The sequence below is a fragment of the Streptomyces sp. WMMC500 genome, assembly GCF_027497195.1.
GTDB lineage: Bacteria > Actinomycetota > Actinomycetes > Streptomycetales > Streptomycetaceae > Streptomyces.
Window position 1 is genome coordinate 3306715 of the sequence record NZ_CP114905.1, and the last position, 19238, is coordinate 3325952.

Here is a 19238-nt window from a genome sequence, read left to right on the forward strand (position 1 = left end):
TCCGCGGGGCACGACCGCGTCGTACGCCGCGCCCGCCGGCGTACGACACCTGCGCAGGGGCGCGTACGGGCACCTCCGCGCCCGTACGCGCCCTTCCCCCGACTCCCCCGTCGCCTCTGCCGCTCCGTTGCTACGCCGCCTCCCGCTCCGTGACCTTCAGCCGGCCCTTCTTGATCACCGCCAGCCGCGGCGCCCGCCTGGCGATCGAGCTGTCGTGGGTTACCAGCACGTACGTCAGCCCCAGCTCCTTCCACAGCCCTTCCAGCAGCGCCACGATGTCGTCCCGCGTGTCCTCGTCGAGGTTGCCGGTCGGCTCGTCGGCCAGCAGCACCTTCGGCTGCTTCACCAGCGCCCGGGCGATGGCCACGCGCTGCTGCTGCCCGCCGGACAGCTCGCCGGGCAGGTGCGTCAGCCGCTCGGCGAGGCCGACGGACTCCAGCGCCTCGGCCGCGCGCCTCGCGCGCTCGGCCGCCTTCACGCCGAGCGGCACGAGCGCGGTCTCGACGTTCTCCTGGGCGCTGAGGGTGGGGATGAGGTTGAAGCTCTGGAAGACGAAGCCGATGGTCGAGGCCCGCACCCGGGTCAGCGCGGCCTCGCTGAGGCCGCCGAGGTCGGTGCCGTCGAGGCTGAGGGTGCCGGAGGTCGCGCGGTCGAGGCCGCCGAGCAGTTGCAGCAGCGTCGACTTGCCGCCGCCGGTGGGGCCGCGGACGACGAGCTGGTCGCCGTCGGCGATGGTGAGGTCGACGCCGGCGAGGGCGTCGATGGCGTCCTTGCCGCGCTGGTAGCGCTTGGTGACGCCGGTGAGCTGGTACATCGTGGTCAACTCCAGGGGTGCCGCGGGTGAGGTGGTCGGGTGGGGAAGGGGCTACTCGACGCGCCGCAGCGCGTCCGCGGGCCGCAGCCGTGCCGCCCGCCAGCCGCCGAAGAGACCGGCGATCAGCCCGCCGGCGACCGCGAGCGCGACGGCCAGCGCGATCACGGACAGCGTCACGGGCGCCTCAAGCCCGACCTCCACGCTGGAGGTGGCGGCGTCCAGCATCTCCTGCGGCCCGCGCAGCACGGCGCCCTCGGGCGCGTCGGAGGCGGGGCCCATCGAGGCTTCGAGCGTCGGGGCGACGGCCGTGACGACGTACGCGCCGCCGATCCCGAGCGCGATGCCGAGGAGGCCGCCGAGGATCCCGTTGACGAACGCCTCGCCCATCACCTGCCGGACGACCCGCCCGCTGCGCCAGCCGAGCGCCTTGAGCGTGCCGAACTCCCGCACGCGCCGGCCGACGGCCGACATCGTGAGCAGCCCGGCGAGCAGGAAGGCGGCGATCAGGACGACGACGGAGAGCCACTTGCCGATGTTGGTGGCCAGGTCGGAGGCGGTGGAGAGGTTGCCGGAGACCTGTTCGGCGAGGTCGGAGGCGGAGGTGACGCTGGCGCCCGACACGTTCTCGTCGATGGCGTCCTTGACCGCGGGGATGTCCTCGGAGCTGTCGGCCTTGACGTAGATGGTGGAGACCTTGTCCTGCAGGTCGGCGTCGGACAGCTCCTGGGCGCGCTTGAGCGGGATGTAGACGTTCGCGGTGGCGGCGCCGGTGTCCGCGGTGGCGATGCCCACGACCTCGAACTTCTCGCCCTTGATGGTGACGTCGTCGCCGACCTTCAGGCCCTCGTCCTTGGCGTACGCGCTGTCGACGACGGTCTTCAGGGCGTCGGTGTCGTTCTTGCCGAAGGTCACGCCGTCGCTGATCTTCGACGAGGAGAGCGGACCGACGTCCTGCTGGGTGACGTCGAGGCCGGTGACGGTGAAGGAGTCGACGTCGATGTCGGCGCCGCCGCCCTCGATCCGCGGGCCGCCGCCGCCCCCGCCGCCGGGCCCGCCCTGGCCGGGGGCCGCCTGGCCGGTGGCGCCGCCCTCGATCTTCCCGGGCTGGAAGTCGCCCTTGAACTCGATGTCGTTGAGCGCCAGCGCGCCCACCGCCGTGTCGACGCCGTCCTGGGCCGCGACCTCGCCGACGACGGAGTCGTCGAGGTGCTGGAAGCCGCCGAGCGGCATCAGCCGGTCGTCGGTCTTGGTGGCGTCCTCACCGTCCTCGCCGGGCCCGATGCGGAAGCTCTGCGGACCGCCGTCGCTCTCGTCCGCCTCCTTGCTGACGGTGAGGTCGGTGCCCACGCCGTACAGGGAGTGGAGGACTTCGTCCTGGGCGTCGCGCATGCCGGCGGCCACGGACGAGACGGTGATGACGAGGCCGATCCCGAGCGCGAGGCCGAGGGCGACGACCAGTGCGGCCTTTCTGCGCCGGCGCAACTCGCGCCGCAGGTAGGTGAGGAACATGTGGCGAAGCTATGAGGCCATGTTGGGGAAAGGCTGAGGCCACCGTGAGAGTGCCATGAGAAAGGCCGTGGCCCGGACCGTACGGCGTGCGTACGGTCCGGGCCACGGCCCTCTTCCTGCGCCAGGCGCTACGGCGCCCGCCGGGGGCGCCCGCCGCTCAGAGCGCGCTGCCCTGCTGCCAGGCGGCCCAGTCCATGTTCCAGCCGTTGAGGCCGTTGTCCGGGGCGATGGTCTCGTCCGGCGAGTTCTTGACGATCACGACGTCGCCGAGCAGCGACTGGTTGTAGAACCACGCGCCGTCCGTGCCCGGGTCGTTCGCGCCCTGCTTGTCGAACAGGCCGACGCAGCCGTGGCTGGTGTTGGCGCTGCCGAAGACGCCCTGGCCGCCCCAGTAGTTGCCGTGGATGAACGTGCCGGAGGTGGACAGCCGCATGGCGTGCGGCACGTCGGGGATGTCGTACTCGCTCTTGCCGTCGTCGTCGGTGAAGCCGACGGTCGAGCCGTCCATCCGGGTCTCCTCGTGCTTCTCGGAGATCACCATCTGACCGTTGTACGTGGGGTTCTCGGGCGCGCCCGCGGAGATCGGGATGGTCTTGACCTTCTTACCGTCCCGCACGACCTCCATCGTCATGGCCTTGACGTCGACGGTGGTGACCTGCGAGCGGCCCACGGTGAAGCTCATCTCGCGGTCCTGCACGCCGTAGACGCCGGGCGACGCCTCGACGCCGTCGAGGTTCATGTCCATCGTGACGGTGGAGCCCGCCTGCCAGTAGTCCTCGGGGCGGAAGTCGAGCCGGGTGTCGTTGAACCAGTGGCCGACGACCTCCTGGCCGCTGCTCGACTCGACGTCGATCTTCGACTGGACGGCCGCCTTGTCCTCGACCGGCTTGTCGAAGTTGAGCGACACCGGCATGCCGACGCCGACCTCGGTGCCGTCCTCCGGGGTGAAGTAGCCGATCACGCTGTTCTCGGCGGAGACGGTGGAGAAGTTCGCGTTGGACGTGGACACCTGGCCGTCGCCGTCCTCGGCCTTGGCGGTGATCTGGTACTCCGTGCCGCGCTCCAGCGCCGCGTCCGGCGTCCAGGAGGCGCCGTCGTCCGCGATCGTCCCGGCGATCTCGTCGGTGCTGCCCGCCGCGGTCAGCACGACCTCGGTGAGCTTGCCGCCGTCGACCGTGACCTTGGTGTCGGAGTTGATCCCGACGTTCTCCGTGCCGTCCTTGGGAGCGATGGATATTCGGGCGTCCGGCACGTTCTTCTTCTGCTCGGAGGCGGACTCCTTCTGATCCCCGGAGTCGTCCGCGTTGCTGTCGCCCCCGCACGCGGTCAGCCCCAGCACGGCGCTCATCGCCAGCGCGGCCAGCGCCGTCCCGCGCCGCCCCTTGCCGTACACCCTCACGTCTTAACTCCCCTTCACCGCGAAGGGCACGATTGCCCTATCTCACGGAGTAGGACGCCCATTCCCCACTGGCCCGTTCCGGACTGCTACCCACTGTGGCACACGCCACCGGCACTCCTGAGCCGCGGCCGGGCGCGCCGGTCCGACTCGAACCGGAGTGAGACGGATCGGTGCAGGTCAGCGCGCATTCGATCAGATTGCGACGAATCATGACAGGGGTCCTGTGACGGACTCCACTGCCGCGACGAGCCGGCCGGAGCGTACGAAACCCTCCGCGGCGGCCAGATCCGGCGACAGAAAGCGGTCATCCCCCGGCCCCGCCACCCCCGCGTCGCGCACGGCGCGCAGCACGGCCCGCGTGGCGGGCGCCGGCGTGAGCCCGGCGCGCAACTCGACGGCGCGGGTCGCCGCGTACATCTCGACGGCCAGCACCTTCGTCAGGTGATCGAGGGCGGTACGCAGCTTGCGCGCCGCGGACCAGCCCATCGAGACGTGGTCCTCCTGCATCGCCGACGACGGGATGGAGTCGGCCGAGGCCGGCACGGCCAGCCGCTTCAACTCGCCGACCAGCGCGGCCTGGGTGTACTGGGCGATCATCAGGCCCGAGTCCACGCCCGGGTCGCCGGCCAGGAAGGCGGGCAGGCCGTGGCTGCGGTTCTTGTCCAGCAGCCGGTCGGTGCGGCGCTCGGCGATGGAGCCGAGGTCGGCGGCGGCGATCGCGAGGAAGTCGAGGACGTACGCGACCGGGGCGCCGTGGAAGTTGCCGTTGGACTCCACGCGCCCTCCGGCATGGGCGCCCCCGGTCAGGACGACCGGGTTGTCGACGGCGGCGGCCAGCTCGCGGTCCGCGACCGTACGGGCGTGCGCGAGCGTGTCCCGGCCGGCGCCGGCGACCTGGGGCGCGCAGCGTACGGAGTAGGCGTCCTGCACCCGGGGCGCGGCGGGCCGGCCGTCGTGACCGGTCTGGTGGTGACCGGTGAGGCCGGAGCCGTCGAGCACCTTGAGCATGTTGGCGGCGCTGGCGGCCTGGCCGGGGTGGGGGCGCAGGGCGTGCAGTTCCGGCGCGAGCACCCGGTCGGTGCCGAGCAGGGCCTCCAGCGTGAGCGCGGCGGTGACGTCGGCGGCGGTGAGCAGCGCGGCGAGGTCGGCGCAGGCCATGAGGAGCATGCCGAGCATCCCGTCGGTGCCGTTGAGCAGCGCCAGACCCTCCTTCTCGCGCAGGGTGACGGGCGCGAGGCCGTGCGCGGCGAGCAGGTCGGCGGCGGGGCGCACGGCGCCGTCGGGACCTTCGGCGTCGCCCTCGCCCATGAGCGCCAGCGCGCAGTGGGAGAGCGGGGCGAGGTCGCCGGAGCAGCCGAGGGAGCCGTACTCGTGCACGACCGGCGTGATGCCGGCGTTGAGCATCCCGGCCATCGCCTGCGCGACCTCGGGCCGCACCCCGGTGTGGCCGGAGGCCAGCGTCTTCAGGCGCAGGAACATCAGCGCCCGTACGACCTCCCGCTCCACCCGCGGGCCCATGCCGGCCGCGTGCGAGCGGACGATGTTGCGCTGGAGCTGCACGCGCAGGTCGGGGCTGATGTGCCGGACGGCGAGCGCGCCGAAGCCGGTGGAGACGCCGTACACCGGATCCGGCTTGGCGGCGAGGTCGTCCACGACGCGGCGGGCGGCCGCGAGTGCGTCGAGGGCGCGGACGGACAGCTCGACGGGCGCGCCGCGGCGGGCGACGGCGAGGACGTCGTCCGCGGTGGTCCCCGCGGGCCCGAGGACGACCGGGGCGACAGGCGCGGTACGGGGGTGCATATTCATATTCAGAAACCTTACGAAGTGAATCCCGGGCTGTCACGGGCGCTGCGCGGGCCCTCCGTGGGACGCCGGGCCGACGGAAGACACCCGCTGTCGGGCCTGGCGCGAGGCGGCTCCACGCACTACGTTAGCGCCCGTTAACACCACGACCCGGAGGCCGATCCGCATGGGCGAGGGCATCGCCGTCCGCACGCACGACCACGTCGCCGAGCTGGTCCTCGACCGGCCGGAGGCCATGAACGCCGTCTCCACCGAGCTGGCCCGCGCGCTCACCGAGACCACCGCGCGGCTCGCCGCGGACGCCTCCGTACGGGCCGTGGTCCTCAGCTCCAGCCACGAGCGGGCGTTCTGCGTCGGCGCGGACCTCAAGGAGCGCAACGACTTCACCGACGCCGACATGCACCGCCACCGTCCCACGGCACGCGCGGCGTACACGGGCGTGCTGGAGCTGCCGATGCCGGTGGTCGCCGCGGTGCACGGCTTCGCGCTCGGCGGGGGCTACGAGCTGGCGCTCTCCTGCGACTTCATCGTCGCCGACGAGACGGCGGTGGTCGGGCTGCCGGAGGTGTCGGTCGGGGTGGTGCCGGGCGGCGGCGGGACGCAGTTGCTGCCGCGCCGGGTGGGCTCCGCCCGCGCGGCGGAGCTGATCTTCACCGCGCGCCGGGTGGAGGCGGCGGAGGCGCACGCGCTCGGCCTGGTCGACCGGCTGGTGCCGGCGGGCGAGGCCCGTACGACGGCGCTGGACCTGGCGCAGCGGATCGCGGGCAACTCGCCGGTGGGCGTACGGGCCGCGAAGCGGGCGCTGCGGCTGGGCTTCGGGCGGGAGCTGACGGCGGGGCTGGAGATCGAGGACGCGGCGTGGCGGCGGACGGCGCTGTCGGCGGACCGGCGGGAGGGCGTGGCCGCGTTCAACGAGAAGCGCAAGCCCGAGTGGCCCGGGCTGTAACCGGGAGCCCGACCGGAACAAGACGGGAACAAGGCGGAACGGGAGGGACGCGGGGGGGCGCTCTCCTCATAGTGGCCAATCGGGCTAAATCCCGCAAATGGTGAGGAATTGCCTACCCTGGAGCCGTGACGGGCAACGACCCTCCCCCGGGCGAGCCGCTGCGCGCCCTGGTCGAGCTGGCCGGCGCGCTGGCGGAGGCGGTCACGCCCCGCGACACCGCACGCGCGGCGGCGGCCGGCGCCAGGCGGGCGCTCGTCGGGTCGTTCGCGGCGGTGTCCGTCTGGGAGCCGGAGCGCGGGCGGCTGCGGGTGCTCGTGAACGACGGCGAGCGGGCCCCCGGCGAGGAGGAGTTCCCGTCCGACGAGTCGTACCCCCTGCGCGCGTTCCCGGACCCGGCCTCCCCCGGCGGCCCCTGGACGGCCACCGAGGACTCCCCGGGGCCGCGCGGGGACCGGCTGCGGCGGCGGGGGCGGGGCAGTTGCCTGGTGGCGCCGGTGCTGGTGCACGGGCGCGCGTGGGGCGAGCTGTACGTCGCCCGCCCGCGCGGCGCGGCGGCCTTCACGCCGTACGACGCGGCCTTCGCGGCGGCGGTGAGCGCGGTGGTCGCGGCGGGGCTCGCGCAGACGGAGCGGCTGGAGGAGGCGCGGCGGCTGGCGTTCACGGACCCGCTGACGGGGCTGGCCAACCGCCGGGCGCTGGACCTGCGGCTGGACGAGGCGGTGGCGCGGCACCGCGCGGACGGCACGGTGGTCAGCCTGGTCGTCTGCGACGTCAACGGCCTCAAGGAGGTCAACGACTCCTTCGGCCACGCGCGCGGCGACCGCCTGCTGGAACGATTCGGCGCGCTGCTGTCGCTGCACGGGGCGGCGCTGGGGGACACCCTGGCCGCCCGGCTGGGCGGCGACGAGTTCTGCCTGCTGGCGGCGGGCCCGCCGGCCGACGACGTGGTCCGCACCGCGGCGGAGTTGTGCGCGCGGGCGGCGGACCTGGAGCCGGGCCGGGGGGTGGCGTGCGGGGTGGCGTCGACGGGGGACCCGATCGGCCCTGTGCCGTCGGGCCGCCGGCTGCTGCGGCTGGCGGACGCGGCGCAGTACGCGGCGAAGGCGGCGGGCGCGGCGGGGCCGGTGGTGGCGGGCCGGGACCGGGAGGTGACGCACCTGGCCGACCACCCGCCCCGGGGGCGCAGCCGGCGGGCGTTCCGGGGGCGGCCCCGCGGACGCGGGGACCGCTAGGCCCGTGCCGGGGGCCGGGCCGCATCGGCGGGACCACCCCGGCGGGCGCGAGGAGCGCCGGACGGTTCACTGATCGGTCCGGGAAGAGCAGGATCATCCCTGTACGCGGGGAGTGCCCTTCAGCCCCGGCGGCTCAGCAGCCACGGCTCCACCACGCCCAGCCCGCGCACCGGCCGCTGCCACATCGGCTGCAGCGTGAACCGGTACGAGGGCGCCTCCCCCGTGCCGCCCTCCGCCGCCGCCTTCTCCGCCGCCGCGGCCGCCGCCTCGGACTCCGGGGCGGCGCCGTCCCGTATCAGCTCCGCGGCGAAGTCGCCGTGCACCAGCACCGTGTCCTTCGGCGCGATCGACGTGAGCCGCGACGCCAGGTTCACCGTCGTGCCGAACACGTCGCCCATCCGCGTCGTCACCGTGCCGAACGCGATGCCCACCCGCAGCTCCGGCATCGTCTCGTCGTGGGCCAGGGTCTCGATCAGCCGGACGCCGATCTCCGCCGCCGTGCCCGCGTCGTCCGCGGCGAACAGCACCTCGTCGCCCAGGGTCTTGATGAGCCGGCCGCCGTGGGCGGCGACCAGGTCGGCGGCGGTCGTCTCGAACGCCTCGACCAGCTCGCCCAGCTCCTCCTCCTCCAGCCGCCGGGTCAGCCGCGTGAAGCCCACCAGGTCGGCGAAGCCCACCGCGAGGCGGCGGGCGACCATCTCGTCGTCGTCCTGCGCCTGCACGACCCGGCCGGTGGCCGCGGCGAGCTGGCGGCGCCAGACGTAGACGAGGAACTCCTCCAGCTCCGGCAGCAGCAGCTCGACCAGCGGGTAGGCGATCTCCGTACGGGACATGCCCTCCTGCGGCTCGGTGAGCCCTTCGAGGAAGGAGTCGATCTGCCAGTCCGCCAGCCGGGCCGTGGTCTGCCCGGTGGAGCGCGCCACCTGCACGGCCATGCCCTCGCTCAGCAGCCCGGCCTCCACCAGACCCGCCAGCCGGCGCAGGGCGAGGACGTCGGCCTCGGTGAGCGCCTTGGCCTGGCCGATGTCGGCGAAGCCCATGGCGCGCCAGAAGCGGGCCGCGAGCTCCATCGGCACGCCCGCGGCGCGCGCGGCCTGGAAGGGTGTGTAACGGCGGTCGGAGCCCAGGATGAGCTGTTCGATGCGGAGCGCGATCGGGTCGTCTTCGCCCTCCGGATCCTCCGCGGCCTCCGCACCCCCGGGGTCCGCCGGCCCCGGGGCGCCCGCTGCCCCCGCAGCTCCCCCGGAGCCTTCCGGACGCACCGGGCGCCTCGGCTCCTCCGCACCGGAGGAGCCCGCAACCTCACTCACCGGCTGCCCCCTCCCCCCGTCCGTTCCCTGGCCACCGCCCTTGCGGTCCCCACGATACGGGAACTGTGGCCCAGCTCACTCCGCTTCGGCCGCCGACCGCAGGTGCACGACGTCCCCCGCGCTCACCGGCTCCGCCAGCCCCGCCGCCGTGGCCAGCACCAGCCGCCCGTCGCCGTCCACCGCGACCGCCTCACCCGTCACCGCCGTCCCGCCCGGCAGCTCCGCGCGGACCCGCCGGCCGAGCGTCGCGCACCCCGCCGCGTACGTCTCCTGCAGCCGCGCTCCGGCCGGGTCGCCGCCCGCGGTACGCCAGCTTCCGTACCACCGCTCCAGCGACCGCAGCAGCGCGCGCAGCAGCGGGTCCCGGTCGGTGACCTTCGCGCCGGCCAGCGCCAGCGAGCCGGCCTGCGGGACGGGCAGCTCGTCGGCGCGCAGCGTGACGTTGATGCCGATGCCGAGGACCACCGCATCGGCCTCGGCGTCGACGCGCTCGACGAGGATGCCGCCCGTCTTGCGCTCCTCGCCGCCGACGGTGACGAGCACGTCGTTCGGCCACTTCAGCGCCGTGTCGACGCCCGCGGCCCGGGGCAGCGCGGTCGCGACGGCGACGCCCGCGAGCAGCGGCAGCCAGCCCCACCGGCCGACGGGCACGCCCTCGGGGCGCAGCAGCACGGACAGGAAGAGCCCCGATCTGGGCGGCGCCGACCACCGGCGCTCCAGCCGGCCGCGCCCGGCGGTCTGCTCCTCCGCCACCAGCACCGCGCCCTCGGCCGCGCCCTCGCGGGCGCGCGCGGCGAGGTCGGCGTTCGTGGAGCCGGTGGCCTCGACGACGTCGAGCGACGTCCACAGCCCCCCGGTCCGGACGAGCGCCCGGCGCAGCGCGTCCTCGTTCAGCGGCGGACGTTCGAGGTCGGACCAGCGGCTTCCCCGATCTGCACTCATACCGCCACCCTACGGCCAGACATCCCGCCCGGCGCCGCCGACGCAACGCCGCCGCAACGCCACCGCCGACCCGCCCCGCGGCGTCGGCGCCGCCGCCGCGAACCACGCCGCGGGTGTGGCCAACACCGCACCCGTACGGCCGCCGCCCGCCGATAACCTACGTAGCGGTAAGTCCCGCACTCCCCCGGGTACCCCCGCCCGGAGGCGCCCCCGACGAGCAGGAGCTGCACCGCGATGGCCATGGCGCACGAGCCCCCCGCCGAGACGGCGGACAGCCACACGACGGCCGGCCGGCTCGCCGATCTGAGCCGACGGATCGACGAGGCCACGCACGCCGGGTCGGCGCGCGCGGTGGAGAAGCAGCACGCGAAGGGCAAGCTGACCGCGCGCGAGCGGGTCGGTCTGCTGCTGGACGACGGGTCGTTCACGGAGCTGGACGAGTTCGCCCGGCACCGCGCGACGAACTTCGGCATCGGAGCCAACCGCCCGTACGGCGACGGCGTGGTCACCGGCTACGGGACCGTCGACGGCCGCCCCGTGGTGGTGTACTCGCAGGACTTCACGGTCTTCGGCGGCTCCCTCGGCGAGGTCTACGGCGAGAAGATCGTCAAGGCCATGGACTTCGCCATGAAGACCGGCTGCCCGATCATCGGCATCAACGACGGCGGCGGCGCGCGCATCCAGGAGGGCGTCGTCGCGCTCGGCCTCTTCGCGGAGATCTTCCGCCGCAACGTCCACGGCTCCGGCGTCGTCCCGCAGATCAGCGTCATCGTCGGCCCGTGCGCGGGCGGCGCGGTGTACTCCCCCGCCATCACCGACTTCACCGTCATGGTCGACGGCACGTCCCACATGTTCATCACGGGACCCGACGTCATCAAGACCGTCACCGGCGAGGACGTCGGCTTCGAGGAGCTGGGCGGCGCCCGTACGCACAACACCACCTCCGGTGTCGCCCACCACATGGCGGGCGACGAGAAGGACGCCTTCGACTACGTCAAGGCGCTGCTGTCGTACCTGCCGTCCAACAACCTCAGCGACCCGCCCGCCTTCCCCGAGGAGGGCGAGGCGTCGGTCACCGACGAGGACCGTGAGCTGGACACCCTCATCCCGGACTCGGCGAACCAGCCGTACGACATGCACACCGTCATCGAATACGTGCTGGACGACCGCGAGTTCCTGGAGACGCAGGCGCTGTACGCGCCGAACATCCTCACCGGCTTCGGCCGCGTCGAGGGCCATCCGGTCGGCGTCGTCGCGAACCAGCCGATGCAGTTCGCCGGCTGCCTGGACATCAAGGCCAGCGAGAAGGCCGCCCGCTTCGTGCGCACCTGCGACGCGTTCAACGTCCCCGTGCTCACCTTCGTCGACGTCCCCGGCTTCCTGCCGGGCACGGACCAGGAGTACGACGGCATCATCCGCCGCGGCGCCAAGCTGATCTACGCCTACGCCGAGGCCACCGTGCCGTTGATCACGGTGATCACGCGCAAGGCGTTCGGCGGCGCGTACGACGTCATGGGCTCCAAGCACCTCGGCGCGGACCTGAACCTGGCCTGGCCGACCGCGCAGATCGCCGTCATGGGCGCGCAGGGCGCGGTCAACATCCTCTACCGCCGCACGCTCGCCTCCATCGAGGACGAGCAGGAGCGGGAGGTGCGGCGCGGGGAACTGATCCGGGAGTACGAGGACGCGCTGCTGAACCCGTATGCGGCGGCCGAACGCGGGTATGTGGACGCCGTCGTCATGCCGTCGGAGACGCGGCGGCAGGTGGCGAAGGGGCTGCGGGTGCTGCGCAACAAGCGGGAGACGCTGCCGCCGAAGAAGCACGGGAACATCCCGCTGTAGGCGGCGGTCGCCACGGCGGGTGTGAGGAGGGCCGATGTCCGACGAGATCAAGGTCGTCCGGGGCAACCCGACGGCGGAGGAGCTGGCGGCGGCGCTGGCGGTGGTCCAGGCGCGGGCGGCGTCGTCCGCGGCCGGGGCGCGCGGCGCGGCGGCCGGCGAGTGGGCGGACCCGGCCCGGCGGGTGCTCGCCCGGCGGACGCCGCAGCCGGGGCCGAGGGCGTGGCGGACGACGTACTGGCCGTCGTAGGAGGGGCTACGCGCCCGCGCGCCGCCCGCATCTGAGTACCCGTACTCAGGCGCGGGCAGCGCCGGACCTGCACCATCGGAAGATGCTCTGGTCCGACCCTCCAGACGAGCCCGACGCGGAGTTGCGTGCGGCGGAACGGCGGCTGCGCCGCGCCGGGTGGCTGCTTGCGCTGGCGGCGGTGGTGACGATGGCGCTGGGGGCGGCGGGACCCGAGCTGCTGCCGACGTGAGGCGCGCATCCCGCCGCCCCCGGCGGAACGCGCCCCGCGCCACTCCCCCACACACGTCCCCCGCACACCCGCCCAAGGGTAGGCCGCCCCACTGACGAACAGGGCGCGTGACGTTCCCGGACGGGCCACCCCGGACGGGCCACCCCGGACGCGCCGCCCCGCGCCCTGCGCCCCCACACCCCCGCCGGCGGTGCCGCCACCGCCGCCTACGATGACGCGCATGACCCGCCACCCCGCCCGCACGCTCGTGCTCGCGTCGCAGTCCCCCGCCCGGCTCGCCCTGCTCCGGCAGGCGGGGCTCGCGCCCGAGGTGGTCGTCAGCGGCGTCGACGAGGACGCCGTCACCGCCGCGACCCCGGCGGAGCTGGCGCTCGTGCTCGCCGAGGCGAAGGCCGCCGCCGTCGCCGGGCGGCCCGAGGCGGCGGGGGCGCTGGTCGTCGGCTGCGACTCGGTGCTGGAGCTGGACGGCAGGGCGCTGGGCAAGCCGGCGGACGCCGAGGACGCCACGGCGCGGTGGAAGTCGATGCGGGGCCGCTCCGGGGTGCTGCAGACGGGGCACTGCGTGATCGACACGGCGTCGGGGCGGCGGACCAGCGCGACGGCCGGAACGGTGGTGCGGTTCGGCGAGCCGAGCGACGCCGAGATCGCCGCGTACGTCGCGACGGGCGAACCGCTGTACGTGGCCGGGGCGTTCACCATCGACGGGCGCTCGTCGGCGTTCATCGACGGCATCGACGGAGACCACGGCAACGTCGTGGGGATCTCGCTGCCGCTGCTGCGCCGGCTGCTCGCGGAGCTGGGAGTGCAGATCACGGACCTCTGGGCGTAGCCGCCGGTCTCCCGGCCCGTACGGCCGCGGACCGGCGGAGGCTCAGGCCGCGGGCGCCGGTTCCGCGCCGCCGCCCTCGGGCCGCCGTACGGGGGCGTCCTCGCTCGTCAGCGTCAGCACGATCAGCCCGAAGAGCACCATCAGCCCTGCGAACGCCGCCCAGCCCACGAGCCCCACGGCGACCGTCGCCAGCACCGCGTGCAGCACGGCGCAGCTCACCAGCAGGATCCGCCCGGCCCGCCCGGGGGCCCGGTCCCGTACCGCGACGCGCAGCGAAACGGCCCCGCAGCACAGCAGGTAGAGCCCGACGGCCACGCCCGCCGCGCGCGTGGAGCCGGACATCACGCCGGAGTCGAGGCCGGCGAGGGACATGTCCTGGCGGTCGACGACCGAGCCGAGGACGAAGTGCACGACGGCCAGCCCGACGGCTTCGACGAGCAGCGCGGCGCCCGCCACGGCCGCGACGGTTCTGCGCATGGCGGCACCCCCTGAGCCAGGTCCGATCGGCCCACTCACGCTACTGATGGGTAGTCGGGGGCGGCAAGGGCGCGCGCACGATGGGCACGCGAGGGACACACCGCGGGCACGCGACAGGCGTGCGGCATGATTCCCACCGGACGGGCTACCCGAAAAGTTTCCGCCCCGCCTTCGTATGGTTCCCACAAAAAGATGCGGCTTCCATCTGCTCTGCGGGCGCGAGACCTTGGCCACACACCGGTTTCGCGCGCGGGGCCGCGGATGCGGCGTACCTTGGGGACTCAGGGCTACGCGCCCGTGTGCGGCGGCGCGGATCACTCTCTGTGTGGGAAAGCTCACCTCCGGGATCCCGCAGCGCAGAGGTGTCGCCATTACCTAAAATCTCGGTGTTCCGAGAAGGGAGCCAACGTGCGCAAGGTGCTCATCGCCAACCGCGGCGAAATCGCCGTCCGGGTCGCCCGCGCGTGCCGGGACGCCGGGATCGCGAGCGTGGCCGTCTACGCCGCGCCGGACCGCGACGCACTCCACGTCCGCGTGGCCGACGAGGCGTTCGCGCTCGGCGGTGACACCCCGGCCACCAGCTACCTCGACATCGGCAAGGTGCTGCAGGCCGCCAAGGACTCGGGCGCGGACGCCGTCCACCCCGGGTACGGGTTCCTGTCGGAGAACGCCGAGTTCGCCCAGGCCGTGCTCGACGCGGACCTCACGTGGATCGGCCCCCCGCCGCAGGCGATCCGCGACCTCGGCGACAAGGTGTCCGCCCGGCACATCGCCCAGCGCGCCGGCGCGCCGCTGGTGGCCGGCACGAAGGACCCGGTCGCGGACGTCTCCGAGGTCACGGAGTTCGCCGAGGTGCACGGGCTGCCGATCGCCATCAAGGCCGCCTTCGGCGGCGGCGGTCGCGGGCTGAAGGTGGCCCGTACGCTCGAAGAGGTCCCCGAGCTGTACGAGTCGGCGGTGCGCGAGGCCATCGCGGCGTTCGGCCGCGGCGAGTGCTTCGTCGAGCGTTACCTCGACCGGCCGCGGCACGTCGAGACGCAGTGCCTCGCGGACAAGCACGGGAACGTGGTCGTGGTCTCCACCCGGGACTGCTCGCTGCAGCGCCGCCACCAGAAGCTGGTGGAGGAGGCGCCGGCGCCGTTCCTGTCCCCGGAGCAGAACGCCGAGTTGTACCGCGCGTCGAAGGCCATCCTCCGGGAGGCGCGCTACGAGGGCGCGGGCACCTGCGAGTTCCTCGTCGGCCAGGACGGCACGATCTCCTTCCTGGAGGTCAACACCCGGCTCCAGGTGGAGCACCCGGTGACCGAGGAGGTCTCGGGCATCGACCTGGTGCGGGAGATGTTCCGTATCGCCGACGGCGAGGAGCTGGGGTACGGCGACCCGCCGGTGCGCGGTCACTCCTTCGAGTTCCGTATCAACGGCGAGGACCCGGGGCGCAACTTCCTGCCCGCGCCCGGCACGGTGACGGCCTTCGAGCCGCCGGCCGGGCCCGGCGTGCGGCTGGACGCGGGCGTGGAGTCGGGCAGCGTGATCGGCCCGGCGTGGGACTCGCTGCTGGCCAAGCTGATCATCACGGGCGCCACGCGGCAGCAGGCGCTGCAGCGCGCGGCGCGCGCGCTGGACGAGTTCACGGTCTCCGGGATGGCGACGGCGCTGCCGTTCCACCGCGCGGTGGTACGGGATCCGGCGTTCGCGCCGGCCTCCGCGGTGGAGCCCTTCAGCGTGCACACCCGGTGGATCGAGACGGAGTTCGCGGGCGGCATCCCCCCATTCGCCGGCGGCGCGGAGGCCGACGCGGAGGAGGAGAGCCGCGAGACGCTGGTCGTCGAGGTCGGCGGCAAGCGCCTGGAGGTCTCGCTGCCGTCGTCGCTGGGCGCGGTCGCCTCGGCGGCGGCCGGGCGGGCGAAGCCGAAGCGGCGGGCGGCGAAGAAGTCCGGCTCGGCGGCTTCGGGCGACGCGCTGGCCTCGCCCATGCAGGGCACGATCGTGAAGGTGGCGGTCGAGGAGGGCCAGCAGGTCGCGGAGGGCGATCTGGTGATCGTGCTGGAGGCGATGAAGATGGAACAGCCCATCAACGCCCATCGCGCCGGCACGGTCAAGGACCTCGCGGCGGAGATCGGCGAGACGGTCACGTCCGGTGCGGTGATCTGCGAGATCAAGGACTGACAGGGGTCGGAAGGGGGACCCGGTCGGGAAATGACGCGATCAGGGGCGGGCCCGCGGGCCCGCCCCTGAAGCGTCTCTACGCCTTGCGCGGTACGCCCCGGGCCCGGGTCATCAGCAGCAGCGCGACCGCCGAGAACGCCGCCGCGGCGGTGAACGCGGCGCCCGTACCGTCGAAGAACGTGTGCCCCGAGGAGTGCCGCAGGCCCACGTCGAAGACGGAGACCAGCACCGACAGGCCCAGGCTGCCGCCGACGTACTGCATCGTCTGCAGCAGCCCGGAGGCCGACCCCGCGTCCTCGGGCGCGACGCCGCTGAGGATGAGGGTGGTGAGCTGCATCATGGTCAGCCCGACCCCCACGCCCATGAGCACCAGCGGGCCCAGCAGCCCGTCGGCGTAGCCGGAGGAGGCGTCGAGACGGGTGAGCCACAGGATGCCGGCGGTGTTGAGCGCCAGCCCGGCCAGCGCGGTGCGCTTCGGCCCGAACCTGGCCTGCGCGCGCGGCGCGAAGCGGGAGGCGGCGAAGAGCGGCAGTGTGAGCGCCAGGAAGGCCAGGCCCGCGCGGAACGGGCTGTAGTCGAGGGACCGCTGCAGGTACTGCGTGGTGAAGTAGAAGACGCCGAACATCCCGGCGGGGACCATCAGCATCGTCGCGTACGCGACCGAGCGGTTGCGGTCGGCGAAGAGCGCGAGGACCACCAGCGGCCGGCGGACGCGGAGTTCGACGGCGAGGAAGCTGCCGAGCAGCGCCGCGGCGGCGGCGAAGGCGCCGAGGGCGAGCCCGTCGCTCCAGCCCTGCTCCGCGGTGCGGATGAAGGCGTAGACGAGCGAGGTCATGCCCAGGGTGCCGAGCAGCGCGCCGAGCGCGTCGAACGGGCCGCGCTGACGCGGGGTTTCGTCGAGGTGGCGGGGCGCGAGCCAGGCGATGGCCAGGCCCACGGGCAGGTTGATCAGGAAGACCCAGTGCCAGGACGCGAGGTCGGTGAGGGCCCCGCCGAGGACCAGGCCGAGGGCCGAGCCGGCGCCGCTGATGGAGGCGAAGACGGCGAGCGCGCGGGCGCGCTGGCGGCCCTCGGGGAAGGTGGTGGCGATCAGGGCGAGGGTGCTGGGGGCGGCGAGGGCGGCGGCGACGCCCTGGGCGGTACGGGCCAGGAGCAGCCAGCCGCCGCCGGGCGCGAGGCCGGCGAGGAGGGAGGCCGCGGTGAAGGCGAGCACGCCGGTGACGAGGGCGCGGCGGCGGCCTATGCGGTCGCCGATGCGGCTGCCGAGGAGCAGCAGGCCGCCGAAGGCGAGGGTGTAGAGGTTGAGGATCCAGGACATCCGGGTCGACGAGAAGCCCAGGTCGAGCGCGATGTCGGGCAGTGCGACGTTCACCACCGTGGCGTCGACCAGGAACATGAGCTGGGTGGCGACGATCGCGGTGAGCGCGAGCCCCGGGCGGGCGCCGCGGGGGCCGCGGGCGGCCCGGCCGTGGACGTCCCGGCCCGTGGCGGTGCGCAGGGGTGTGGACACAGGTGTGCCTTCCGGCAGAGAATGAAGTGGAGGGTAGCTCCGCTTCACTATACGGAGGCTTCCTCCGTTTTCGCAATGGCATTCTGGGCTACGGCGGGGACGACGAAGGGTGGTGCCCATGGCGACGGTGCAGGGCCGGCCGATGCGCGCGGACGCGCGCCGCAACTACGAGCGCCTGCTCGGCGAGGCCGCGGTGGCCTTCGCCCAGCACGGTGCGGACGCCTCGCTGGAGGAGATCGCGCGCCGCGCGGGCGTCGGCATCGGCACGCTGTACCGGCACTTCCCGGACCGCTTCGCGCTGATGGGCGCGGTGTTCCAGACACAGGTCGACGAGCTGGACGTCGCGGCGCGGGCGCTGACGGCGGAGGCCGGCAGGACGCCGATGGGCGCGCTGACGGCGTGGATGCGGCGGTACGTGGACGTGTCCTCGACGATCCGCGGGGTCGCGGCGACGCTGATGGACGAGGGTCTGATGATCAACTGCAAGACGCAGTTGCGGGAGACCGTCGAGCTGCTGGCCGGCCACGCACGCACGTCCGGCGAGCTGCGCACGGACGTCGCGCCGGACGACATCCTGCGGCTGACGAGCGCCATCGCGTACGCGGCGGAGAAGGCGTCGGTGAAGAACCCCGAGGACACGGAGGTCGCCGACCGCCTCCTGAACCTGGCCCTGGACGGCCTGCGCACGCGGAACGCCTGACGGCGGGTACGGGTGGCGGGGCACGGGGGCACCGGGGGACCGCCTTGCGGGGCACCCCGAGGGCGGGAGGGCGCGCACCGCGGCGCGACGACGGCATCCGGCGCCCGGGCCGCGGACCCGGGGTCAGACGTCCCGGCACACTCACTCGGAGGCGCCGGGCCCGCGAAGCGTCGGCTGCTCCCGCCCCTACCGGCGCCGGGGCGCCAGGTCCGCCACCCGGCCCTGTTCCGGCAGGGCCGCCGCGGCGCGCATCGCCGACGCCGCGGCCTGCGCCGTCCGCCGCTGGCCCGGCAGCGGCACGCTGTCGTCGCCGCGCCGCCGCTCACCTCCCGGCCGGTGGTGCCGGCCCCGGCCCGCCGGCGGGGGGCCGCTCTCACCGCCCACCGGCTGTTCCGGGCCCGCCACCGCGATCTGCACCCCCTGGTCCGCCAGGGCCTGCAACTCGGTGCCCGCGCGCTCGTCGTTCGGCGGCGGCTCGTCCGTGACCAGCCGCGTGATCACGTCGGTGGGCACCGTCTGGAACATCGTGTCGGTGCCCAGCTTGGAGTGGTCCGCGAGCACCACGACCTCCGCCGCGGCCTGCACCAGCGCCCGGTCGACGCTCGCGGACAGCATGTTGGACGTGGACAGTCCGCGCTCGGCGGTCAGCCCGCTGCCGGAGAGGAACGCGCGCGAGACGCGCAGCCCCTGGAGCGACTGCTCGGCGCCGCTGCCCACCAGCGCGTAGTTGCTGCCGCGCAGCGTGCCGCCGGTCATGACGACCTCGACCCGGTTCGCGTGCGCGAGCGCCTGGGCGACGAGCAGGGAGTTGGTCACGACGGTCAGGCCGGGGATGCGCGCGAGCCGGCGGGCCAGCTCCTGCGTCGTCGTACCGGCACCGACGACGACCGCCTCACCCTCCTCGACGAATCCGGCGGCGAGATCGGCGATCGCGGTCTTCTCCGCGGTCGCGAGATGCGATTTCTGCGGGAAGCCGGACTCACGGGTGAAACCGCCCGGGAGGACCGCCCCTCCGTGCCTTCGGTCCAGCAGCCCTTCCGCTTCCAGGGCCCGCACGTCACGGCGCACGGTCACCTCGGAGGTCTGTACGACTCGGGCAAGCTCTCGGAGGGATACGGCCCCGTTGGCCCGTACCATTTCAAGGATCAACTGACGACGTTCTGCAGCGAACACGAAACCGACAGTAACGCCAAAGACCGTGTTCTTTCAGCCGCTTGCGTCGATGAGAGGAAAGTTCCCCCTTGCGACATCCGAAGGTGGTATAGGAACTCAGCCGCCTCCGG

General features: G+C 73.9%; 17 protein-coding genes. 8 read left to right on the forward strand and 9 right to left on the reverse strand.

Annotated features, from left to right (window positions below; translation table 11 throughout):
* Window positions 1-130: 130 nt before the first annotated feature.
* From O7599_RS13750 to hutH, 4 genes are all read right to left on the reverse strand, one after another.
* Window positions 131-814, reverse strand: coding sequence for an ABC transporter ATP-binding protein (locus O7599_RS13750; RefSeq protein ID WP_281622442.1), 684 nt, complete (start codon window positions 812-814; stop codon window positions 131-133).
* A 51-nt stretch (window positions 815-865) separates the two neighbouring features.
* The gene (locus O7599_RS13755) at window positions 866-2323 is read right to left on the reverse strand and encodes an ABC transporter permease (RefSeq protein ID WP_281622443.1); all 1458 of its coding nucleotides are present in this window, start codon (window positions 2321-2323) and stop codon (window positions 866-868) included.
* Between the two features lie 157 nt (window positions 2324-2480).
* Window positions 2481-3722 (reverse strand): Ig-like domain-containing protein, encoded by a 1242-nt coding sequence (locus tag O7599_RS13760; RefSeq protein WP_281622444.1) that lies wholly within the window; start codon window positions 3720-3722, stop codon window positions 2481-2483.
* 207 nt (window positions 3723-3929) lie between these two features.
* The gene (gene hutH, locus O7599_RS13765; RefSeq protein ID WP_281623374.1) at window positions 3930-5522 is read right to left on the reverse strand and encodes a histidine ammonia-lyase; all 1593 of its coding nucleotides are present in this window, start codon (window positions 5520-5522) and stop codon (window positions 3930-3932) included.
* Between the two features lie 169 nt (window positions 5523-5691).
* Between hutH and O7599_RS13770 the strand changes: the two genes are divergently transcribed.
* Together O7599_RS13770 and O7599_RS13775 are read left to right on the forward strand one after the other, a co-directional pair.
* Window positions 5692-6471, forward strand: coding sequence for an enoyl-CoA hydratase-related protein (locus O7599_RS13770; protein ID WP_281622445.1), 780 nt, complete (start codon window positions 5692-5694; stop codon window positions 6469-6471).
* Window positions 6472-6596: 125 nt separating this feature from the next.
* Entirely contained in the window at window positions 6597-7703 is a 1107-nt protein-coding gene (locus O7599_RS13775; RefSeq protein WP_281622446.1) for a GGDEF domain-containing protein, read from the forward strand.
* A gap of 119 nt (window positions 7704-7822) precedes the next feature.
* On the opposite strand, the gene O7599_RS13780 is transcribed toward O7599_RS13775, so the two are convergent.
* Complete coding sequence (locus O7599_RS13780; protein ID WP_281622447.1) at window positions 7823-9013, reverse strand: adenylate/guanylate cyclase domain-containing protein; 1191 nt, start codon at window positions 9011-9013, stop codon at window positions 7823-7825.
* Between the two features lie 75 nt (window positions 9014-9088).
* Entirely contained in the window at window positions 9089-9955 is an 867-nt protein-coding gene (locus O7599_RS13785; protein WP_281622448.1) for a biotin--[acetyl-CoA-carboxylase] ligase, read from the reverse strand.
* Window positions 9956-10189: 234 nt separating this feature from the next.
* Between O7599_RS13785 and O7599_RS13790 the strand changes: the two genes are divergently transcribed.
* From O7599_RS13790 to O7599_RS13805, 4 genes are all read left to right on the forward strand, one after another.
* Window positions 10190-11797 (forward strand): acyl-CoA carboxylase subunit beta, encoded by a 1608-nt coding sequence (locus O7599_RS13790; protein WP_281622449.1) that lies wholly within the window; start codon window positions 10190-10192, stop codon window positions 11795-11797.
* Window positions 11798-11831: 34 nt separating this feature from the next.
* Window positions 11832-12044 (forward strand): acyl-CoA carboxylase epsilon subunit, encoded by a 213-nt coding sequence (locus O7599_RS13795; RefSeq protein ID WP_281622450.1) that lies wholly within the window; start codon window positions 11832-11834, stop codon window positions 12042-12044.
* A gap of 82 nt (window positions 12045-12126) precedes the next feature.
* Window positions 12127-12273: a hypothetical protein gene (locus tag O7599_RS13800; RefSeq protein ID WP_281622451.1), complete on the forward strand. Its 147-nt coding sequence runs from the start codon at window positions 12127-12129 to the stop codon at window positions 12271-12273.
* 220 nt (window positions 12274-12493) lie between these two features.
* Window positions 12494-13102 carry a Maf family protein gene (locus O7599_RS13805; RefSeq protein WP_281622452.1) on the forward strand — a complete coding sequence of 203 codons (609 nt, stop codon included), beginning with the start codon at window positions 12494-12496 and terminating at the stop codon, window positions 13100-13102.
* Window positions 13103-13144: 42 nt separating this feature from the next.
* On the opposite strand, the gene O7599_RS13810 is transcribed toward O7599_RS13805, so the two are convergent.
* The gene (locus tag O7599_RS13810) at window positions 13145-13579 is read right to left on the reverse strand and encodes a hypothetical protein (RefSeq protein WP_281622453.1); all 435 of its coding nucleotides are present in this window, start codon (window positions 13577-13579) and stop codon (window positions 13145-13147) included.
* A 408-nt stretch (window positions 13580-13987) separates the two neighbouring features.
* Between O7599_RS13810 and O7599_RS13815 the strand changes: the two genes are divergently transcribed.
* Window positions 13988-15745, forward strand: coding sequence for a biotin carboxylase N-terminal domain-containing protein (locus tag O7599_RS13815; RefSeq protein WP_281622454.1), 1758 nt, complete (start codon window positions 13988-13990; stop codon window positions 15743-15745).
* A 76-nt stretch (window positions 15746-15821) separates the two neighbouring features.
* Here the strand turns inward: O7599_RS13815 and O7599_RS13820 are convergent, their stop codons facing one another.
* Entirely contained in the window at window positions 15822-17255 is a 1434-nt protein-coding gene (locus tag O7599_RS13820) for an MFS transporter (RefSeq protein ID WP_281622455.1), read from the reverse strand.
* Window positions 17256-17373: 118 nt separating this feature from the next.
* Here O7599_RS13820 and O7599_RS13825 point away from each other — a divergent pair, with 118 nt between their 5' ends.
* Entirely contained in the window at window positions 17374-17955 is a 582-nt protein-coding gene (locus O7599_RS13825) for a TetR/AcrR family transcriptional regulator (protein ID WP_281622456.1), read from the forward strand.
* 186 nt (window positions 17956-18141) lie between these two features.
* Here the strand turns inward: O7599_RS13825 and O7599_RS13830 are convergent, their stop codons facing one another.
* On the reverse strand, window positions 18142-19128 hold the full coding sequence (locus O7599_RS13830) for a DeoR/GlpR family DNA-binding transcription regulator (protein WP_281622457.1): 987 nt from the start codon (window positions 19126-19128) through the stop codon (window positions 18142-18144).
* Window positions 19129-19238 lie beyond the last annotated feature (110 nt).

Coding starts and splice junctions, on each gene's coding strand:
- O7599_RS13750 (WP_281622442.1), bottom strand. CDS start 814: ATGTACCAGCTCACCGGCGTCACCAAGCGCTACCAGCGCGGCAAGGAC.
- O7599_RS13755 (WP_281622443.1), bottom strand. CDS start 2,323: ATGTTCCTCACCTACCTGCGGCGCGAGTTGCGCCGGCGCAGAAAGGCC.
- hutH (WP_281623374.1), bottom strand. CDS start 5,522: ATGCACCCCCGTACCGCGCCTGTCGCCCCGGTCGTCCTCGGGCCCGCG.
- O7599_RS13770 (WP_281622445.1), top strand. CDS start 5,692: ATGGGCGAGGGCATCGCCGTCCGCACGCACGACCACGTCGCCGAGCTG.
- O7599_RS13785 (WP_281622448.1), bottom strand. CDS start 9,955: ATGAGTGCAGATCGGGGAAGCCGCTGGTCCGACCTCGAACGTCCGCCG.
- O7599_RS13790 (WP_281622449.1), top strand. CDS start 10,190: ATGGCCATGGCGCACGAGCCCCCCGCCGAGACGGCGGACAGCCACACG.
- O7599_RS13795 (WP_281622450.1), top strand. CDS start 11,832: ATGTCCGACGAGATCAAGGTCGTCCGGGGCAACCCGACGGCGGAGGAG.
- O7599_RS13800 (WP_281622451.1), top strand. CDS start 12,127: ATGCTCTGGTCCGACCCTCCAGACGAGCCCGACGCGGAGTTGCGTGCG.
- O7599_RS13805 (WP_281622452.1), top strand. CDS start 12,494: ATGACCCGCCACCCCGCCCGCACGCTCGTGCTCGCGTCGCAGTCCCCC.
- O7599_RS13810 (WP_281622453.1), bottom strand. CDS start 13,579: ATGCGCAGAACCGTCGCGGCCGTGGCGGGCGCCGCGCTGCTCGTCGAA.
- O7599_RS13825 (WP_281622456.1), top strand. CDS start 17,374: ATGGCGACGGTGCAGGGCCGGCCGATGCGCGCGGACGCGCGCCGCAAC.